Genomic DNA, 19,487 nt, shown 5'->3' with positions numbered 1-19,487 from the left:
CCCATGAGCACCAGCACCGCCCCGACCTCCGTCGCGAAGGCCGGCCGGCCCCCCGAGGCCGCACCGCGCAAGACCGCCCGCCGTCGCGGCCGGCGCGGGCCCCTCGCCACCCTCTCCACCCACGGCGTCCTGATCGTGGCGAGCCTCGTCGCCTTCTTCCCGGTCGGCTGGCTGATCTTCCTGTCCCTCGGCCCGGACAAGGACGACTACCTGCACCCCGGGCGGATCTGGCACAAGATGACGTGGGACAACTACACGTTCGTCCTCCAGCACACCGGCTTCTTCGACTGGCTCAAGAGCACGCTCGTCGTCGTCCTCGGAACCACCGCCATCGGCGTGATCATCGCCGCCACCAGCGGCTACGCCGTGTCCCGCATGCGCTTTCCGGGCTACAAGAAGTTCATGTGGGTCCTGCTCGTCACTCAGATGTTCCCGATCGCCGTCCTGATCGTGCCGATGTACCAGATCATGTCGGACCTCGGCCTCATCGACACCTACCTCGGCCTGATCCTCGTCAACTGCAGCACCGTCGTGCCCTACAGCGCCTGGCTGCTCAAGGGCTACTTCGACACCATCCCGTTCGAGATCGACGAGGCCGGACGCGTCGACGGGCTCAGCCCCTTCGGCACCTTCCTGCGGCTGATCCTGCCGCTGGCCAAACCCGGCCTCGCGGTCGCCGCCTTCTACAACTTCCTCACCGCCTTCGGCGAGGTCGCCTTCGCCTCGACGTTCATGCTGTCCGACTCGAATTACACCTTCGCCGTCGGCCTGCAGAGCTTCGTCAGCGAGCACGACGCCCAGCGCAACCTCATGGCCGCCACCGCGGTGCTGATCGCGATACCCGTCTCCGTCTTCTTCTACCTCGTGCAGAAGAACCTGGTGACCGGCCTCACCGCGGGCGGCACGAAGGGCTGACGCCCATCCCGTGAGAACTCCCGCGCGCCTCACCGCGCGGGTGGCGGCGCGGTGCCCTCCCCCACTCTCGGCTTCGCTCGAGCGGGGGGACCCCCAGACCCCGCTGTCACCGCGGCCGCCTGCCGCCGAACCTCCGAGCCCGCGAAACCCCTGCCCATGACCGCGACTCCGTTACGTACCAAGGACACCATGAGCCAGCACTCCGCCGACCCGGCACCGAACTCCGCCGTCGCCACCGTCGCCAAGCGCCGCGACTGGTGGCGGGACGCGGTGATCTACCAGGTCTATCCGCGCAGCTTCGCCGACAGCAACGGCGACGGCATGGGGGACCTGGAAGGCGTACGATCCCGCCTCCCGTACCTGCGCGACCTCGGCGTGGACGCCGTGTGGCTCAGCCCCTTCTACGCCTCCCCGCAGGCCGACGCCGGCTACGACGTGGCCGACTACCGGGCCGTCGACCCCATGTTCGGCAACCTCCTCGACGCCGACGCGCTGATCCTCGACGCCCACGCACTGGGCCTCAGGGTCATCGTCGACCTGGTGCCCAACCACTCCTCCGACCAGCACGAATGGTTCAAGCGTGCCGTCGCCGAGGGCCCGGGCTCACCGCTGCGGGAGCGCTACCACTTCCGCCCCGGCAAGGGGAAGAACGGCGAACTCCCGCCCAACGACTGGGAGTCCATCTTCGGCGGGCCCGCCTGGACACGCCTTGAGGACGGCGAGTGGTACCTGCACCTCTTCGCCCCCGAGCAGCCCGACTTCAACTGGGAACACCCGGCCGTCGGCGACGAGTTCCGCTCGATCCTCCGCTTCTGGCTGGACATGGGCGTGGACGGCTTCCGCATCGACGTGGCACACGGACTGGTGAAGGCGGAAGGCCTGCCAGACCTTGGATCCCACGAGCAGCTCAAGCTGCTGGGCAACGATGTCATGCCGTTCTTCGACCAGGAGGGCGTCCACGAGATCTACCGGCAGTGGCGTCACGTCCTCGACGAGTACTCGGGAGAGCGCATCTTCGTCGCGGAGGCGTGGACCCCGACCGTCGAGCGCACCGCGAACTACGTCCGCCCCGACGAGCTGCACCAGGCCTTCAACTTCCAGTACCTGAGCACCGACTGGGACGCGAAGGAGCTGCGCAAGGTCGTCGACCTCACCCTGGAGGCCATGCGCCCGGTCGGCGCCCCCGCCACCTGGGTGCTGTCCAACCACGACGTCACCCGGCACGCCACCCGCTTCGCCAACCCGCCCGGGCTCGGCACCCAGATCCGCCTCGCCGGCGACCGCGAGCTGGGCCTTCGGCGCGCCCGGGCGGCCACCCTGCTCATGCTGGCGCTGCCCGGCTCGGCGTACATCTACCAGGGTGAGGAGCTGGGCCTCCCCGACGTCGTCGACCTGTCCGACGAGGTGCGCCAGGACCCCGCCTACTTCCGCGGCGCCGGCCAGGACGGCTTCCGCGACGGCTGCCGGGTGCCGATTCCGTGGAGCCGCGCCGGATCGTCGTACGGCTTCGGCAGCGGCGGCAGTTGGCTGCCCCAGCCGGAGAACTGGGGTGAGCTGAGCGTGGAGGCCCAGACCGGTGCCGCCGGCTCCACCCTCGAGCTCTACCGCACCGCCCTCACCGTCCGCCATGAGCAGCCCGACCTCGGCGCGGGCGACGCGCTGGAGTGGCTGAAGGCTCCCGAGGGTGTTCTGGCCTTCCGGCGCGGTGAGTTCGTGTGTGTCGCCAACACGAGCGCCGAGTCGGTGACGACTCCCGCCCACGGCCGCCTCCTCCTGGCCAGCGGCGAGATCGCCGAGACGGACGGCGAGACGAAGATCCCGGCGGACACCACGGTCTGGTGGACGACGGCCTGACGAGTACGAGCAGACAGCGCTGAGCGGCCCGGCCCCCTGGTTCTCCAGGGGGCCGGGCCATGCCTTTGTGAAAGTTGTGGTGAAACTACTTGCTCAGTCTTTCAACTCTCTTGCTGCAAACCTTTCGTGGCGGTACGTTCGCGCGGCGCCAGGCAAAGACGCCTGGCCGTCTCGCAAGGAGCGCCTGTGATATCGAGATGGTCCGTCACCGCGACCGCGCTCGCCGCCACCGCGGCGGCCCTCATGGCACCCGCCACCGCCGCGCACGCCTCCCCGCCCGGCACCGAGGACGTCACCGCGGTCCTCTTCGAGTGGAAGTTCGCCTCGGTCGCCAAGGAGTGCACCACCACCCTCGGCCCGGCCGGCTACGGCTACGTCCAGGTCTCCCCGCCCGCCGAGCACATCCAGGGCCCGCAGTGGTGGACGTCGTACCAGCCGGTGAGCTACCGGATCGCCGGCCGCCTCGGTGACCGTACGGCCTTCCGGAACATGGTGAACACCTGCCACGCGGCCGGTGTGAAGGTCGTGGTCGACACCGTGATCAACCACATGTCCGCGGGCAGTGGCACCGGCACCGGAGGCTCGTCGTACACCAAGTACGACTACCCGGGCCTGTACTCCTCCTACGACTTCGACGACTGCACCTCCCGGGTCAGCGACTACCAGGACCGTTGGAACGTCCAGCACTGCGAACTCGTCGGCCTCGCCGACCTCGACACCGGCGAGGAGTACGTCCGCGAAACCATCGCCGGGTACATGAACGACCTGCTCACCCTGGGTGTCGACGGCTTCCGCATCGACGCGGCCAAGCACATCGACAGCGCCGACCTCGCCACCATCAAGTCACGGCTGACCAACCCGAACGCGTACTGGAAGCAGGAGGTCATCCAAGGCAGCGGAGAGGCCGTCCAGCCCACCGAGTACACGGGCAACGGGGACGTCCAGGAGTTCCGCTACGCCTACGACCTCAAGCGCGTGTTCAACAACGAGAAGCTCGCCTACCTGAAGAACTACGGTGCGGGCTGGGGCTACCTGAACAGCTCGGTCGCCGGTGTCTTCGTCGACAACCACGACACCGAGCGCAACGGGTCGACCCTCGACTACAAGGACGGGGCGAACTACACCCTCGCCAACGTCTTCATGCTGGCCTGGCCCTACGGCGCCCCGGACATCAACTCCGGCTACGAGTGGTCCGACGCGGACGCGGGCCCGCCCAACGGCGGAACGGTCAACGCCTGCTGGCAGGACGGCTGGAAGTGCCAGCACGCCTGGCCGGAGATCATCCGCATGGTCGGCTTCCGCAACGCCACCCGCGGCGAGTCCGTCACCGACTGGTGGGACAACGGCGGCGACGCGATCGCCTTCGGGCGCGGCGCCAAGGGCTATGTGGCCATCAACCACGAGTCGGGCAGCCTGACCCGCACCTACCAGACCTCCCTGCCGGCGGGCACGTACTGCAACGTGCAGAACAACACCGCGGTGAGCGTGAACTCCAGCGGCCGGTTCACCGCCACCCTGGGGGCCGACACCGCGCTCGCGATCTACGGTACTTGTCCTTGACGGTCTTGCTGACACGCTCGAAGCAGCAGCTGACCGTCCGAGTCGAGCCGTCCGTGGCCTGGCTCATCAACTGCTGCAACTCGTCCACGACTTCCGGCCGGAGCCCGCCGTGCACCGGCCGGCGCGGCGCGTGCCGCCCGTCGACCATGCCCGCGATGCCCCGCTCCTGATGACGGCGCCGCCGCCGGCGCACCGTGTGCGCACTGACCGGCCGCCCCGGCTCGGCCGACAACTCGGCGGCCTTGGACGCCCCGCGCTCGGCCGGCGTACGAGTGGCCGGGTCCGCACCCTGGCGAAGGCGTCGAAAATCCTCACCGAGGAGCTGGACCTGGTCGAAGAGGCAGGGACGGACCCGGATGTCGGCGCTCTGTGGGCGGCGGTCGAGGAGGCCGTGCCGCGCACGGCGGTCGCCTCGGCGGTCGCGACCGTGGCAGTCCTGGTGCCGGATATCGCGGCGGGCGACTGAACGAGCGGATACGGTTCCCCCATGACGAAAACTGCCCGGATCATGAAATGTACGGGATCCCTCGTCTCGGCAGCCGCCGTGACCGCGCTCGCCTTCCCCGCCCAGGCCCACGCCGCTGCCGTCGCCTGCGGCGGCGGGGTCTCGACGCAGAACATCGGCGCCCGGGGCTGCATTTCCGCCGAACGCTGGAAGGACGGGCAGGTCTGGTGGCGCGACATCACCGCCCACGCCCTCCTCACCAACTCCCGCTCCCACGCCTCATGGGTCGAGTACGAGGCGTACCTCCACGTGCAGGGGGACGGCGACGACTGGATGAAAATGGGCAGCGGCCGGACCATCGTGGAGCGGCGTTCCACGGTCGGCCCGATCGCCATCGCCACGAACACTCGCCTCTGTGGCCCGGTCAAAATCACGATCCGCGTCCACGTGAGGCCGGCGGGGGGCACCTGGTCGAACTGGTCCAGCGCGGCGACCTCGCAGTGCCAGACCTGACGCTGCCAGACCTCGCACACCCCAGCGCCCCCGCCTCCGCTACCAGGATGACGGGGGCTCTCGTGTTTTCTGCCGGGGAATTATGCGGCCACGGCACGCCTGTGCAGTTCCTTCGCCGCCTTCGCGGTCTCCCGCTTCAGACGCGCCTCGAACTCCTCGCGTGTCTCCACCCGCAGCCGGTCCGGCTACCGCTTCATCGGCACCTCCTCCCCCAACGCCGCGAACCGCGCAGCGATGTTCCTGCGCCGCACCGGCCGTAGAGAAGGGCGGCGCACTCTGGGCCCGGCGGGGGTGGCGGCAGTGGGTCACAGGTCGGGCGGTGACGCCGACAACAGCGAGCGACAAGACACCTTGGGACACCTGCCCCGGTGCGTACGCGGCGAGGGGACAATCTGCCCCGGACGAACAGCGAACTGAACAACTTCACCCGGGACAGCAAGAGCAGCTTCTGAGGCCGCGTCAACTCCGCCTGCTGAAAATTCTTTCTCTTGCTTTCAGGACTCTTGCTGTAACTGTTTCAGCGGCGATACGGTCACGCGGGGTCGGACCCACAAGAGCCGTCATGCAAGGAGTCCACGTCAGTGATACCCAGATGGCCGGTGCCGTCCAGGCGCCGTACCGCACACGCCGGACGGGTCGCCGCGGTCACCGTGACCGCGCTGGCCGCAGCGCTCGTCCAGCCCCTCGCCGCCCGGGCCGACACCCCGCCCGCCCCGCCGTCCGACGCGCGGCTCGCCGCCGAGCCCGCCCGGCACGACGACACACGCGAGCAGTTCTACTTCGTCCTGCCGGACCGTTTCGCCAACGGTGACACCTCCAACGACGAGGGCGGCCTGACGGGTTCGCGCCTGTCCACCGGCTACGACCCCACCGACAAGGGCTTCTACCAGGGCGGCGACCTCAAGGGCCTCACCAAGCGGCTCGACTACATCAAGGGCCTCGGCACCACCGCCATCTGGATGGCCCCGATCTTCAAGAACCGGCCGGTGCAGGGGACGGGCAGCAACGTCTCCGCCGGCTACCACGGTTACTGGATCACCGACTTCACCCAGGTCGACTCGCACTTCGGCACCGACAAGGACCTGGAGACCCTCATCTCCAAGGCCCACGCCAAGGGCATGAAGGTCTTCTTCGACGTCATCACCAACCACACCGCGGACGTCGTCGACTACGAGGAGAAGTCCTACGACTACCTCTCCAAGGGTGCCTTCCCGTATCTGACGAAGGACGGGAAGCCCTTCGACGACGCCGACTACGCGGGCGGCGGAGCGAAGTTCCCCGCTGTCGACGCCGGCTCCTTCCCGCGCACCCCGCAGGTCACGTCGAAGGCCAAGGTCCCCTCCTGGCTCAACGACCCGACGATGTACCACAACCGCGGCGACTCGACCTACGCGGGCGAGTCGACCACGTACGGAGACTTCTCCGGCCTCGACGACCTGTGGACCGAGCGCCCCGAGGTCGTCAGCGGGATGGAGAAGATCTACCAGCGCTGGGTCAGGGACTTCGACATCGACGGCTTCCGGATCGACACCGCGAAGCACGTGAACATGGAGTTCTGGACCCAGTGGGCGACCGCTCTGGACGCCTACGCGGCCCGGCACGGGCGCGACGACTTCTTCATGTTCGGCGAGGTCTACTCCGCCGACACGGACATCACCTCCCCGTACGTCACCCAGGGCCGCCTCGACGCCACCCTCGACTTCCCCTTCCAGGAGGCGGCCCGGCAGTACGCCTCCCAGGGCGGCGGCGCGCGCAACCTGGCCAGTGTCTTCGGCGACGACTACAAGTACACGACCGACAAGGCCAATGCCTACGAGCAGGTCACCTTCCTCGGCAACCACGACATGGGCCGCATCGGGTACTTCCTGAACCAGGACAACCCGAAGGCGACCGACGCCGAATTGCTGAAGAAGGACCGGCTCGCCAACGAGCTGATGTTCCTCAGCCGCGGCAACCCGGTGGTCTACTACGGCGACGAGCAGGGCTTCACCGGCGCCGGCGGCGACAAGGACGCCCGCCAGACCATGTTCGCCTCCCGCACCGCCGACTACCTCGACGACGACGAGATCGGCACCGACCGCACCCACGCGAGCGACGCCTACGACACGCGCGCGCCGCTGTACCGGCAGATCGCGGCCCTGGCCAAGCTCCGCAAGGCCAACCGGGCCCTGGCGGACGGGGTGCAGACCGAGCGGTACGCGACGGACGGTGCGGGCGTCTACGCCTTCTCCCGCACCGACGCGAAGACCGGCCGCGAGTACGTCGTCGCCTTCAACAACGCCGACGACGGGAAGTCGGCGACCTTCGCGACCGGTTCGGCGGACATGGCGTTCCATGGCATCTACGGCAGCGAGGACACCCTGACGTCCGACGCCGACAGGAAGCTCACCGTCACGGTCCCCGCTGGTTCCGCGATCGTCCTCAAGGCGGCGAGCGGGCTCGCCGAGCCGGCCACCGAGCCGGCCATCGCCCTCAAGGCGCCCGCCACCGGCGCCACCGGCACCGTCGAGCTGAGCGCCGACGTCGAGGGCGGGCAGCTCAACCGGGTCGTCTTCGCGGCCCAGGTCGGCGACGGCACATGGCGCACCCTGGGTTCCGCCGACCATGCCCCCTACAAGGTCACGCAGACCCTCGGCAAGGACGTACCGGCCGGCACCGCCCTGCGCTACAAGGCGGTCGTGATCGATTCGGCCGGGCGCACGTCGAGCGCGACCGCGCGGAGCGTCACCGGAACCCCGCCCGAGCCCGAGACGCCCACCGCGTCCTCCCGCGACTACGCGATCGTCCACTACAAGCGCACCGACGGCGACTACGCCGACTGGGGCCTGTACGCCTGGGGCGACCTCGCCGACGGTGAGTCGACGAACTGGCCCGACAGCCACCCCTTCGCCGGCCGGGACGCCTATGGCGCCTTCGCCTACGTCAAGCTGAAGCCGGGCGCCTCGAACGTCGGTTTCCTCGTCATCGACAAGCAGGGCGACAAGGACGTCTCCGCCGACCGCACGATCGACGTCACTGAGACGGGTGAGGTGTGGATCGAGCAGGGCAAGGAGGCCGTACGGACCGAGCGTCCCGAGTACCCCGAGCAGGACAGGAGCAAGGCCGTCCTGCACTACCACCGCACCGACGGCGGCTACGACGGCTGGGGACTGCACGTCTGGACGGGCGCCGCCAGTCCCACCGAGTGGTCGAACCCGCTGAAGCCGGTGAGGACCGACGGCTATGGCGCGGTCTTCGAGGTGCCGCTCACCGAGGGGGCCACCAGTCTCAGCTACATCATCCACAAGGGCGACGAGAAGGACCTGCCCGCCGACCAGTCGCTGGACCTCACGGCGAACAGCCACGAGGTGTGGCTGTTGAACGGCCAGGAGAAGTACCTGCTGCCGCAGCCCTCGGGCAGCGCGGCCGCCCTCGACCTGGCCACCTCCAAGGCGGTCTGGATCGACCGGAACACCGTCGCCTGGAACGGCTCCGACGCGGCCGTCTCCACCCAGCTGCTGTACTCCGGCGACGGCTCGATCGAGGTGAAGGACGGTGCCCTGACCAGCGACGACGAGCGCTGGCTGCGACTGTCCAGGACCACCCTCACGGACGCCCAGAAGACGAAGTTCCCGCACCTGAGGGACTACACCGCCTGGTCCGTCGACCCGCGTGACCGGGACCGGGTGCGCGAGGCGCTGCGCGGTCAGGTCGTCGCCTCCCAGCGGGGAGTGAACGGCGCGGTGCTCGCGGCGACCGGCGTGCAGTTGGCCGGCGTACTCGACGATCTGTACCCGGGGGCGACGAAGGCGGAGCTCGGGCCGACGTTCCGCCACGGCCGTCCCACGTTGGCCGTCTGGGCGCCGACGGCACGGAGCGTGTCTCTGGAGCTGGACGGCTCCACGGTGCCGATGCGGCGCGACGACTCCACCGGCGTCTGGTCCGTCACCGGCCCCGCGTCCTGGAAGAACAAGCCCTACCGCTACATCGTCCGGGTGTGGGCGCCGAGCGTCCGCGAGGTTGTCACCAACAAGGTCACCGACCCGTACTCGCTCGCGCTCACCGCGAACTCCGAGCGCAGCCTCGTCGTCGACCTCGACGACAGGTCCCTCGCCCCCAGCGGCTGGGCGGCCCTGCGCAAGCCCCGGGCGGTACCGCTGCGGGACGCCCAGATCCAGGAGGTGCACATCCGGGACTTCTCCGTCGCGGACCGGACCGCCCGGCACCCCGGCACCTACCTCGCCTTCACCGACAAGGACAGCGACGGCTCGAAGCACCTGCGGGAGCTGGCGAAGTCGGGCACCTCCTACGTCCACCTGCTGCCCGCGTTCGACATCGTCACGATCCCCGAGAAGAAGGCCGACCAGGCGACCCCGGACTGCGACCTGGCCTCCTACCCGGCCGAATCCGACCGGCAGCAGGCATGCGTCGGGAAGACCGCCGCGAAGGACGCCTACAACTGGGGGTACGACCCGTACCACTACACGGTCCCCGAGGGCTCCTACGCCACCGACCCCGACGGCACGGAGCGCACCGTGGAGTTCCGGAAGATGGTGAAGGCGCTGAACGAGGACGGCCTCAGGGTCGTCATGGACGTCGTCTACAACCACACCGCGGCGAGCGGCCAGGCGGACACCAGTGTCCTGGACCGGATCGTGCCGGGCTACTACCAGCGGCTCCTCCCCGACGGCTCGGTGGCGAACAGCACCTGCTGCGCCAACACCGCCACCGAGAACGCCATGATGGGCAAGCTCGTCGTCGACTCCATCGTCACCTGGGCCAGGGAGTACAAGGTCGACGGTTTCCGCTTCGACCTCATGGGCCACCACCCGAAGGCCGACATCCTCGCGGTCCGCAAGGCCCTCGACGCGCTGACCCCCGAGAAGGACGGCGTCGACGGCAAGAAGATCATCCTCTACGGCGAGGGCTGGAACTTCGGCGAGGTCGCCGACGACGCCCGGTTCGTCCAGGCCACGCAGAAGAACATGGCCGGCACCGGCATCGCCACCTTCTCCGACCGCGCCCGGGACGCGGTGCGCGGCGGTGGCCCCTTCGACGAGGACCCCGGCGTCCAGGGCTTCGCGTCCGGGCTGTACACCGAGTCCAACTCCTCCACGGGCAACGGGACTTCGGCTGAGCAAAAGGCCCGCCTGCTGCACTACCAGGACCTGATCAAGGTCGGTCTCTCCGGCAACCTCGCCCGGTACCGCTTCACCGACACCCACGGCAAGGAGGTCACCGGCGCCGAGGTCGACTACAACGGCGCCCCCGCCGGGTACGCGGAGGCCCCCGGCGACGCCCTCGCCTACGCGGACGCGCACGACAACGAGTCGCTGTTCGACGCGCTGGCCTACAAGCTGCCCGCCTCGGTGAGCGCGTCCGACCGGGCCCGGATGCAGGTCCTCGCGATGGCCACGGCGACCCTCTCGCAGGGGCCGTCCCTCTCCCAGGCGGGCACCGACCTGCTGCGCTCCAAGTCCCTCGACCGCAACTCCTTCGACAGCGGCGACTGGTTCAACGCGATCCACTGGGACTGCCGGGACGGCAACGGCTTCGGGCGAGGGCTGCCGATGGCCGCCGACAACGCGTCCAAGTGGCCGTACGCGGGGCCCCTGCTCGGCACGGTCTCGGTGGGCTGCGCACAGATCGAGGGGGCCTCGGCGGCCTACCGGGACCTGCTGAGGATCCGTACGACGGAGAAGGACTTCTCCCTCGGCACGGCCCCGCAGGTCCAGTCCCGGCTCTCCTTCCCGCTGTCGGGGAAGGACGAGACGCCCGGCGTCATCACCATGCGCCTCGGTGACCTGGTCGTCGTCTTCAACGCGACCCCGACGGCCCAGGAGCAGCGGGTCGCCTCGCTCGCCGGCACCGGCTACCGGCTGCACCCGGTGCAGGCGGGCGGCGCGGACACCGTGGTCAGGACCGCGAGGTACGCGGCGGGGTCCGGCACGTTCACGGTGCCGGGACGCACGGTCGCCGTGTTCACGCGGACTCCTCGAAGCTAGGGTGAGGCGTATTGCCTTAGAACAGGAGTGCCCATGCCGCAGATCACCGTCGACTACTCGGCACGGCTCGCGGACGACTTCGACCGGCCGGGCTTCGCTCAGGCGCTGCACGCCGCGACGGTCGAGATCGCGGCCGCCAAGCCGCCCGCCTGCAAGACGCAGTTCCGCCCGACCGAGGACACCGTGGTCGGCCCCGACACCGACGGCCACGGTGTCGTGCACATCCACATCGGTCTGCTGGCCGGCCGCACGGAGGAGACCAAGGCCCGGCTCACCGAGACCGCGCTGGAGCTGTTGCGGCAGCATCTGAAGCCGGCGGAGGGGCTGGCGCTGCACGCCTCCGCCGAGGTGCGCGACCTCGACCCGTCGTACCGGAAGTTCGAAATCTAGGGCGTACCGGCTAAGGGCTGTCCGGCGGATCAGGTCGCAGGAAGGCAGCGGTGACTCATCGACGCAGGTGGGCGGGCCAGACCCCGCGTCTGCGGCATGATCCGCCGGAGTAGCCCCTGGTACTCCAGCTGTAGATGTTCGACGACCCAACGACGTGGGAGTAAGGGCCGTTCTTGGTCCCGGCCATGGTCGATGGGGTCCTCTCGGTGGGGATCAAGGGGTGGGCTGATTGGCCACCGCACCGCCCCGGCTGGGAAGGGCCGGGGCGGAACGGGAAGTCCGTCAGTGCCTGTTGTTGATCCTCGTGGGGCGTTCCGCGAGCGCGCCAAAATCTGTCGACAAGCACGTGCGCGATGGAGAGAATCCGGGGCCATGGTCTCTGTCATCGAACCCGCGCTTGCGGAGCCCACGGCGCGTCGCCCGGATCTGGCGGCAAGCTGGTGAGGGGCGCTGTGTTCCCCGTGCTGTGGCTCTGCGGTCCGCCAGGAGTCGGTAAGACCACGGTCGCCTGGGAGATGTACTCCCACCTCATACGGGCCGGGATCGAGAGCGGTTTCGTTGACATTGACCAGTTGGGGATCTGCTACCCCGAGCCTGCGGGGGATCCTGGGCGGCACCGTACAAAGGCACGCAACGTTGATGCGGTGGTGGCGGGTTTCCGGGCGGCCGGCGCCCGGTGTCTCATCGTTTCGGGTGTCGTCGATCCCGCCTGCGGAGTGCACGTCGACCAGATTCCGCAGGCTGCGGTGACGGTCTGCCGCCTGCGTGCCGATCGGGAGGTGCTTCGGCAGCGGTTCACCGGTCGCGGAGGTCCTGCTGAGTTGGTCGATGAGGTGCTGCGGGTAGCCGACGCCCTGGACGCGAGCACCTTCGCGGATGCCTGTGTCGACACCAGCGGATTGCTGGTGAACGAGGTGGCGCGGCGTGTCGGGGAGCGAACCGGTGGATGGCCGGCCTCGGCTCTTGGCCGGTCAGCTGACGTGCCTGAGCCGTCGGCGGTCACCGCTGCGGGCAGGAACTCGGCCTTGGCACAGGCGGAGCCTTCCGCTGATCTTCCGGTTCTGTGGCTGTGCGGCGCGACCGGCGTCGGCAAGTCGACGGTCGGCTTCGAGGTCTACAAAAGAGTCCTGGGCGCTGGTGCCACCGCCGCGTATCTCGACCTCGACCAGCTCGGCTTCTGCCGCCCGGTTCCGGATGATCCCGCCAACCACCGGGTCAAGGCCCGCAACCTGGCCGCCGTGTGGCGGACTTACCGTGCGGCCGGGGCCCAGTGCTTGATCATGTCCGGCCCGGTCGAGGACGAGGCCACGGTCAAGGCGTACTCCGACGCGATGCCTGCGGCCGAGCTCACGCTGTGCCGACTGCACGCCGGACGGCAGCACCTGACGGAACGCATCATGTCCCGTGGACAAGGCGGTAGTTGGGCCCAACCAGGCGACCCGTTACGGGGGCAGTCCGTCACCCGCCTGCTCCACGTCGCCGACCAGGCGGTGGCATCGGCCGCCAGCCTGGAAGATGCCGGGATCGGTGATATGCGTATCGACACCGACGGACATACCGTCGAACAGGTAGCCGATGCGATCACCGCCGATGCCGCGATGTCAAAGCTGTGCACCTAGTGATTTCGTCCAAGTTGACGGGCTTTGGAGCGCTCCGGGCCGAGGGGCTGACCGTGCCCTTGAGAACGATCAATCCCGGTGGGCTTCGCGGGAGGTCGGCTGTCCGCTTCTGCGGGAGTTTCGGCGGGTGATTCGCCTGGTCATGAGCTTGTCCACACAGCTCACGATGATCATCGGCGGCCGCAGCCGTCTTCTGACAGGCCCTGACCAGTCAACATTACGATCTGTGCCTGGAGTAGGCGGCGGTCGAAGGGGTGACGCAGGCGCGCCGTCCCGTATCAGGAGGACAAATGCGACGTGGCGAAGTCTGGTGGGCAGATTTCAACGAGCAGCGGGCAGTCGTACTGCTGTCGGGAGAAGAGGCGTCCGGTTTCTTGGCGATGCAGGTCGTCGCTCCCGCGGGCACCGATCTCAGCGGCGTGGCCGTTGAGGTGGCAGTAGGTGCCCCCGAAGGACTGCCTCTCGAAGGCGTCCTGAGAGTCGCACTTCCACGTCCCGACCTCATCCCTTGCACTTGGCTGGTCACCCTGGCCAGGGAAGACCTGATCGGGCAGGTGGGCGTCCTGCCGTCCGCGAAGCTCAGCGAGATCGAGGATGCCCTTCGTCGCGGTGGACTCAAGTAGGCAGAGAGGGAGGGACGCCGCCGATGGCGCGGCCGGTCTCGTCGAGATGGTCAATGGTGGCCGCGCCATATCAGCGGCGCCCCCACTCACAAGATCACGAACTAAGCGCTGTGGCGACTGGAGTACTAGGACGCCAGGGCGACCAGCCGGCCGACGAGTTCGCGGAACGGACCGTCGGCCGGCTCGTCCTTGAGCATGCCGCGCAGGATCGCGCTCATCTCCTCGTCATAGGCGGCGCTGACCGCGGCGAGCGCGGCGAAGTCGTGCACGAGCTGCGCCTCCAGTTCGGCGCGCGGGATGCGTCGGCCGTCGAGCCAGATCAGCGCGGTCGCCTCGGCGAGCGAGATCCAGGAACGGACGACCAGTTCCAGCCGCGGGGGCGGATCGGCGATGTCCAGATGCGAAAGGATCTGGACATACGCGGCCTGGCGCACGGAGTCCACGAGGGCGTTGGTGGTGGAGGAGCCGACCGCCGGTCCGCCGCGCATCAGTGCCGCGAAACCGGGGCCGTGCTCGTCGACGAAGTCGAAGTACCGGTGCATCACCCGCAGCAGTCGCACGCCCAGCGGGCCCACCTTCGGCTCCGCGAACCGCCCGGCCAGATCCTCCGAGGCACGCTGCAACGCGGCCTCGTACAGGCTGAGTTTGCCGGGAAAGTAGTGGTAGACGAGCGGGCGCGAGATGCCCGCGGCCGACGCTATCTCGTCGATGGAGACCTCGTCGGGCGAACGCCGGCTGAAGAGTTCGAGGGCGACGCCGATCAACTGCTGCCGCCGCTCCTCGACTCCCATGCGACGGCGAACACCGGTAGTCATGCGAACACTCTACCGATCGGATCCGGCCGCGAACGGACCGGATCGGCCAGGGGTATTCACATGCCCGGCGCCCACCGGTCACTTCTAGCCCAGCCCGTCGACCGACGCGCCGTCCGTCAACCTGCCCTGCAGCTCGGCCTGGGCCCCCCGCCGCGCCTTCGCCACCAGCAAGCGGCCCGGCGAGGACGCGGTCACGCCGCCCGTCGCCCTGATGGACGCCGTGCCCTTGCTGCCCGCGGCGAGCAGGTACCAGTGGGCGTCCGCCGACTTCCACAACACCCCGGCCAGCACATGCGGATCACGTGGCCCGCACGCCGGGACGTCCCCGGCCTTCGCCACCACCGCCCCGTACGTGGCGCCGGGCGTCCGGAACTGCGCCAGCGCCCGTGGCCCGTCACCCCGCCACGTCTCGGCCCGCGTGCACACCCACGTACCGGAGCCGGTCCCGTCGGGCAGTGGCTGCTTCGCGTACTGCCAGGCGTTCACCGACCGCACGCCCAGGCCACGTGCTTCCGCCAGCGAGCAGGCGAACGGGGCCCAGGCACGCAGCGCCTGCGCCCCGCTCACCTCCCGCGCCTTCCCCGGCCGCCCCGTGGAAAGGCGGGCGGGCAGCAGCTCGCCCAGGTCGCTCAGCAGCCGCGTGCCGGAGGCGTCGGTCACCTGGAGCACGTTCCACGACGTACACGCGCTCGTCCGGGTCGCCGGGCTGGCCAGCGGCGAGGTCGTCCCCTTGGTCACCGTCAGGGCCATCGCACCGGCGCCCGGCTTGGCCAGGTCCCGCTCGGCCGCCTTCCTCACCCACGGCGCCACCAGGTAGCGGACGTTGCCGTCGGCCCGCCCCAGGACCACCGCGCTCGCCTCGGCGCCGGTCGCGCCGTCGGCCCGCGCGAAGTCGAGGGCGGCCCTGGCCGTGCCGTCCTTCGCCTCGGCGTACCGGACGATGCGCAGACCGTCGTGGAGGATCACCACGCGCACGTTGTCCACGTCGCCCGCGTACAGCAGCTGGGGCGGTCCGGCGGGGCCGCCGGACCGGGTGCCCGGGGTCGCCGCGACGCTGACGGTCTTGCCGGGGCGCGCCCAGACGGCGAGCGCGCGGCGCAGGAGCGCCGTGTCGCCGGCGAGGGCGCCGCGCGCCGGCCACACGGAGAAGTCCCTGCGGGTGGCGGTGCGCCAGGCGGTGGGGGCGACCCGGGTCAACCTGCCCGGGTCCAGGGCGGCTTCGGCCGCGGGGTTCCGCGCGTACGGCGGCGCGGCGGCGCCGTCGGGGCCCGAGCCCTCACCGGGCAGGACGAACAGCGCGCCGCACACGGCGAGGGCCGCGGCGGCGGCGAGCGCTGCCTTCGTGTGCCGCCTGCGCCGCATCAGATCGGTGGGCCGGGCCTGCAGCGAGCAGGGGTCGAACTCGGGGGAGTCGAGCAGCGCGTAGAGGGTGTCGACCTCGTCCGCCTCCCGCAGTGCGGCTTCCGGATCGTCGACGCCGGCGGCGGCCAGCACCTTGCGGACGTCGCCGTCCGGCAGCTTCTCCAGCCCGCGCAGCACGTACGCGGCCCTGGCCGGGTGGCTGAGCGTGGACAGCCGCTGGTCCAGGGCGAGTTCGTCGGCGCCGCCCGAGCGGGGGAAGAGGCGCAGGCCCCACACCTGGGGCAGCAGCGGCGGCAGCTGGGAGCGCCTGGGCCGGACCCCGAACCTCAGCGGCAGGCCGGCCTCCAGTGCCGTGCGCAGCACCTGGAGGCGGACGTAGGAGTAGCCGGCGTCGGCGCCCTTGGTCTGCGCGGGGATCACGGGCGCGGAGGCCCTGCCGCGGGGCAGCGCACGCTGGACGAGGGCGTGGGCGGTCAGAACGCGCCGGCTCCGGCCGAGCCTCGGCGGCAGCACGAGGTACGCGATCCGGACCAGCCGTGGATAGTGCTCGACGAGCGCGGCCTCGGCCTGTTCGAGCGAGGCGGAGAGCGTGGGGGAGGGGTGCTGGGCGACATCCTGTGACTGCACGTTCAGCAGAACGAGCGCATCGGGGGATGGTCACCGCTCTCCGGACGACTCACCCGTCCGGTTCAACCAGCGCCCGCGCGTAGTTCGCCATGGACCGCTGGTAGCGCGGCAGATGCGGTGCCAGGGCGCCCAGCACCAGGGACAGACCCTCGCGGTCACGGCCCAGGCTCGACAGGCACAGGGCGAGGGTGGCGCGTACCGCGTCGTCCAACTCGTCGGACGGGGCGTCCAGTTCGGGCGTCAGCAGCTTGACGCCCTCCTCGGCCTGTCCGATGTTCCGCAGCGAGCTCGACAGCTGGATCTTGGCGCGCCGGCCCTTGTATCCGCTCAGGCCGCGCGCCAGCGCCTCCCGGTAGAGCGGGGCCGCCTTGTCCGAGTGGCCCGTCGAGTCCCATGCGCACGCCTGCTCGAACGGGCCGAGGGGGCTGTCCTCGGGCAGTTCGGCGACGAGGGCGTCGATCACGGCCCGGAAGGCCGCCGCGTCCTCCTCGGCGTAGTCGTCGAAGGTGGCCCAGGCGGCCGTCACTCGGTCTTCCCAGTCTTGGTTCACCAGGTCACTTTCGCACGGGTGTGCCCGTGGCGACCGGTATTTTGAGCGGTCCGCACCCGGGAGCCGTATCCAGGACGAGGCTCTCGCAGGGAGGACAGATGAAGGTGACCCGACCGATGCTCGCGCTGGGCGGCGCCGTGCTGGTGCTGGCGCTGGCGGGCTGCGGCTCCGGCTCCGGCTCCGACGGAGAAACGAAGGCCGTCCCGTCGGCGGCCACCGGCAGCCTGGAGCACCTGGCCGCCGAGGTGAAGTGCACGCCGAACATGCAGACCGACGCGGACGAGATCCGCCAGGCCATCTGCAAGAACGGCGACGGCCAGTTCATCCTGGCCACCTTCGCCACCGACCGCGGCCAGCGCGAGTGGATCAACGGTGCCAAGGACTACGGCGGCCACTACCTGGTGGGCCGCAAGTGGGTGGCCGTGGGCGAGACCAAGACGGTGGTGGCGCTGCGCAAGACGCTCGGCGGTGACATCGAGGAGGGCGCCGACCACACCGCGCACGGGGGGTCGCACTCCAGTCACTGACACAGCGCGACACACGAGAAAGCCGGCGGTGAGGAATCCTCACCGCCGGCTTTCTCAGTGGCTCAGCTGCCGTGGCTCACCCGGGGGTGGCTCACTTGCACTGCTTGCCGGTGTTGATGCAGTTGACCATCTGGTTCATCGTGTTCGCGCTGAAGAAGTTGATGAAGTCGTTGTGGTCGGTGATCGGCTTGTGCAGGTTCTCCGGGAAGGTGTCCACCGCGTACGGGTTCACGACCTGGCCGTTCTGGAGCTTCGGGGCCGGAACGTTGTAGGTGAGCCGGACCTGGAGCTGGGGGATCGCCTTGAAACCGTTGGCGCAGCTGCCGTCGCCCTGGACGAACGCCACGTGCGTACGGTGGTTGGCGCTGTCGATGTTCTTGCCGTCCCAGCAGCTCTGGAAGTTGGACGTGCGGACGACCTGGCTGCCCTGCGGGCAGATCGGGTACTTGTCCTTCAGCTGCACCTTGTTCTCGAAGCCGGTGCAGCTCCAGTTCACGTTGGCGTTGGCGTTGCCGTTGACGAAGGCCTTCGCGTCACCGGTGATGATGCGCAGGGCCTGCGGCATCGCGACGACGTTGCCCTTCTTGTTGCCGACGAACTTCAGCTGGGCCTGGGCCGGCTGGAGGATCTGGCCGACATTGCCTTCCTTGCCGCCGCCGTCCTTGTTCTGGTCGAAGTCCTGCTGACCGTTCTGGAGGCGAAGCACCGGCCAGAAGTACGACGACTTGTCGCCCTGGTTCTGGCAGCTGGTGCCGGCACCCGCGAGCTGCTGGTCGCTCGCGAAGGCGTTGTTGTTCTGGTTACCGACGTAGTCGTGCAGGTGGTGCGCGCCGTTGGTGACACCGGGGGCGACGATCACGTTGTCCGTGTTGTGGTTGTCGTTGCCGTTGGTGCCGCAGTTCGAGGTGAACGTGCCGCGCGAACCGCTGTTGCCGTTCGCGGCGAGGCCGTTCTGGCCGACGCCGAGCTGGGCGTTGCCCTGGACCTTCGTGATGTCCACGAAGTCCGCCGCGACCGGGCCGTTGCCGCCCTGACCGCCGTTGCCCTGCTGCCCGCCCTGCTGCTGGCCGCCGTTGTTCTGGCCGCCCTGCTGCTGGCCACCGTTCTGCTGCTGCCCGCCGTTCTGCTGCTGGCCGCCCTGCTGCTGCCCGCCGTTCTGCTGCTGCCCGCCGTTCTGCTGCCCGCCGTTCTGCTGACCGGCGTTGGTCTGCGGGGCCGCGGTCTGCGTGGTGCAGGCGGCGAGCTGGCTCAGCTGGTTGTTGAAGCTGCCCCCGACGCGCTGGATGTCGATCCGGATACGGTCGATCGTCGCGGCCCGCTTGTCCTTGAGGGGGCCGACGATCGCGTTCTGGACGAAGCCGGCGTCGCCCGCCTGGGCCTGGCGCGTCGAGGCGAGCCGGGCGTAGGCCTCGGTGATCTGCTTGTCGAGGAGCGCCAGCTCCTTGGCCACGCCATTGCGCGCCGCGCCCGGCACGTTCGTGAGCTTCTGGCCCACGTCCGGGCAGGCGATGGTCGCCACCTGGGCGGCGGCGGCCTTGGTCTGATTCTGCGCCGAGTTGTTGGGCTCGTGAGCCGAAGCGTAGAAGTTCGCCCAGATCAGCCCGCCCCCACCGAGCGCTAGGGCCGCCGATGCTGCCACGGCCTTCGTGGCCATCGACGAACGGCGTTTACGTATGTTGCGTCCCATGGAACTCCTCTGACTT

Annotated in this window: 14 protein-coding genes; 10 read left to right on the top strand and 4 right to left on the bottom strand. The window is 69.6% G+C overall.

Annotated elements, in window-relative coordinates:
* Window positions 1-3 precede the first annotated feature (3 nt).
* The 9 genes from IG99_RS02545 (at window position 4) to IG99_RS44965 (ending at window position 13,903) form a co-directional block, all read left to right on the top strand.
* A complete protein-coding gene (locus IG99_RS02545; RefSeq protein ID WP_037669153.1) occupies window positions 4-915 on the top strand; it encodes a sugar ABC transporter permease in 912 nt (303 codons plus the stop codon).
* Window positions 916-1,104: 189 nt separating this feature from the next.
* The gene (locus IG99_RS02540) at window positions 1,105-2,769 is read left to right on the top strand and encodes a glycoside hydrolase family 13 protein (RefSeq protein ID WP_037669152.1); all 1,665 of its coding nucleotides are present in this window, start codon (window positions 1,105-1,107) and stop codon (window positions 2,767-2,769) included.
* 243 nt (window positions 2,770-3,012) lie between these two features.
* Window positions 3,013-4,329, top strand: coding sequence for an alpha-amylase (locus IG99_RS02535; RefSeq protein WP_037669626.1), 1,317 nt, complete (start codon window positions 3,013-3,015; stop codon window positions 4,327-4,329).
* 196 nt (window positions 4,330-4,525) lie between these two features.
* Window positions 4,526-4,795 carry a hypothetical protein gene (locus IG99_RS02530; RefSeq protein ID WP_158973105.1) on the top strand — a complete coding sequence of 90 codons (270 nt, stop codon included), beginning with the start codon at window positions 4,526-4,528 and terminating at the stop codon, window positions 4,793-4,795.
* A gap of 21 nt (window positions 4,796-4,816) precedes the next feature.
* Window positions 4,817-5,287 (top strand): hypothetical protein, encoded by a 471-nt coding sequence (locus IG99_RS02525; RefSeq protein WP_234311733.1) that lies wholly within the window; start codon window positions 4,817-4,819, stop codon window positions 5,285-5,287.
* Between the two features lie 581 nt (window positions 5,288-5,868).
* Window positions 5,869-11,271 carry a pullulanase-type alpha-1,6-glucosidase gene (pulA, locus tag IG99_RS02520; protein WP_037669147.1) on the top strand — a complete coding sequence of 1,801 codons (5,403 nt, stop codon included), beginning with the start codon at window positions 5,869-5,871 and terminating at the stop codon, window positions 11,269-11,271.
* A 33-nt stretch (window positions 11,272-11,304) separates the two neighbouring features.
* Window positions 11,305-11,661, top strand: a complete 357-nt coding sequence (locus tag IG99_RS02515) for a 5-carboxymethyl-2-hydroxymuconate Delta-isomerase (RefSeq protein WP_037669144.1) — start codon at window positions 11,305-11,307, stop codon at window positions 11,659-11,661.
* A gap of 515 nt (window positions 11,662-12,176) precedes the next feature.
* The gene (locus IG99_RS02510) at window positions 12,177-13,280 is read left to right on the top strand and encodes a nucleoside/nucleotide kinase family protein (RefSeq protein ID WP_234311732.1); all 1,104 of its coding nucleotides are present in this window, start codon (window positions 12,177-12,179) and stop codon (window positions 13,278-13,280) included.
* A gap of 290 nt (window positions 13,281-13,570) precedes the next feature.
* Window positions 13,571-13,903, top strand: a complete 333-nt coding sequence (locus IG99_RS44965; protein WP_078947492.1) for a type II toxin-antitoxin system PemK/MazF family toxin — start codon at window positions 13,571-13,573, stop codon at window positions 13,901-13,903.
* Window positions 13,904-14,028: 125 nt separating this feature from the next.
* On the opposite strand, the gene IG99_RS02500 is transcribed toward IG99_RS44965, so the two are convergent.
* The 3 genes from IG99_RS02500 to IG99_RS02490 all read right to left on the bottom strand — a co-directional run bounded on the left by IG99_RS02500 (window position 14,029) and on the right by IG99_RS02490 (window position 17,257).
* Window positions 14,029-14,718, bottom strand: coding sequence for a TetR/AcrR family transcriptional regulator (locus IG99_RS02500; RefSeq protein WP_107055799.1), 690 nt, complete (start codon window positions 14,716-14,718; stop codon window positions 14,029-14,031).
* A gap of 84 nt (window positions 14,719-14,802) precedes the next feature.
* The gene (locus IG99_RS02495; protein WP_037669135.1) at window positions 14,803-16,707 is read right to left on the bottom strand and encodes a hypothetical protein; all 1,905 of its coding nucleotides are present in this window, start codon (window positions 16,705-16,707) and stop codon (window positions 14,803-14,805) included.
* A gap of 49 nt (window positions 16,708-16,756) precedes the next feature.
* Window positions 16,757-17,257, bottom strand: coding sequence for a tetratricopeptide repeat protein (locus IG99_RS02490; protein ID WP_037669133.1), 501 nt, complete (start codon window positions 17,255-17,257; stop codon window positions 16,757-16,759).
* A gap of 98 nt (window positions 17,258-17,355) precedes the next feature.
* Between IG99_RS02490 and IG99_RS02485 the strand changes: the two genes are divergently transcribed.
* Window positions 17,356-17,784: a hypothetical protein gene (locus IG99_RS02485; protein ID WP_037669131.1), complete on the top strand. Its 429-nt coding sequence runs from the start codon at window positions 17,356-17,358 to the stop codon at window positions 17,782-17,784.
* A gap of 91 nt (window positions 17,785-17,875) precedes the next feature.
* Here the strand turns inward: IG99_RS02485 and IG99_RS02480 are convergent, their stop codons facing one another.
* Window positions 17,876-19,471, bottom strand: coding sequence for a DUF1996 domain-containing protein (locus tag IG99_RS02480; RefSeq protein ID WP_037669128.1), 1,596 nt, complete (start codon window positions 19,469-19,471; stop codon window positions 17,876-17,878).
* Window positions 19,472-19,487: the final 16 nt, after the last annotated feature.

The organism is Streptomyces griseus subsp. griseus, assembly GCF_000720255.1.
Lineage (GTDB): Bacteria > Actinomycetota > Actinomycetes > Streptomycetales > Streptomycetaceae > Streptomyces > Streptomyces griseus_I.
This window is presented reverse-complemented; position numbering and strand designations above follow the sequence as displayed.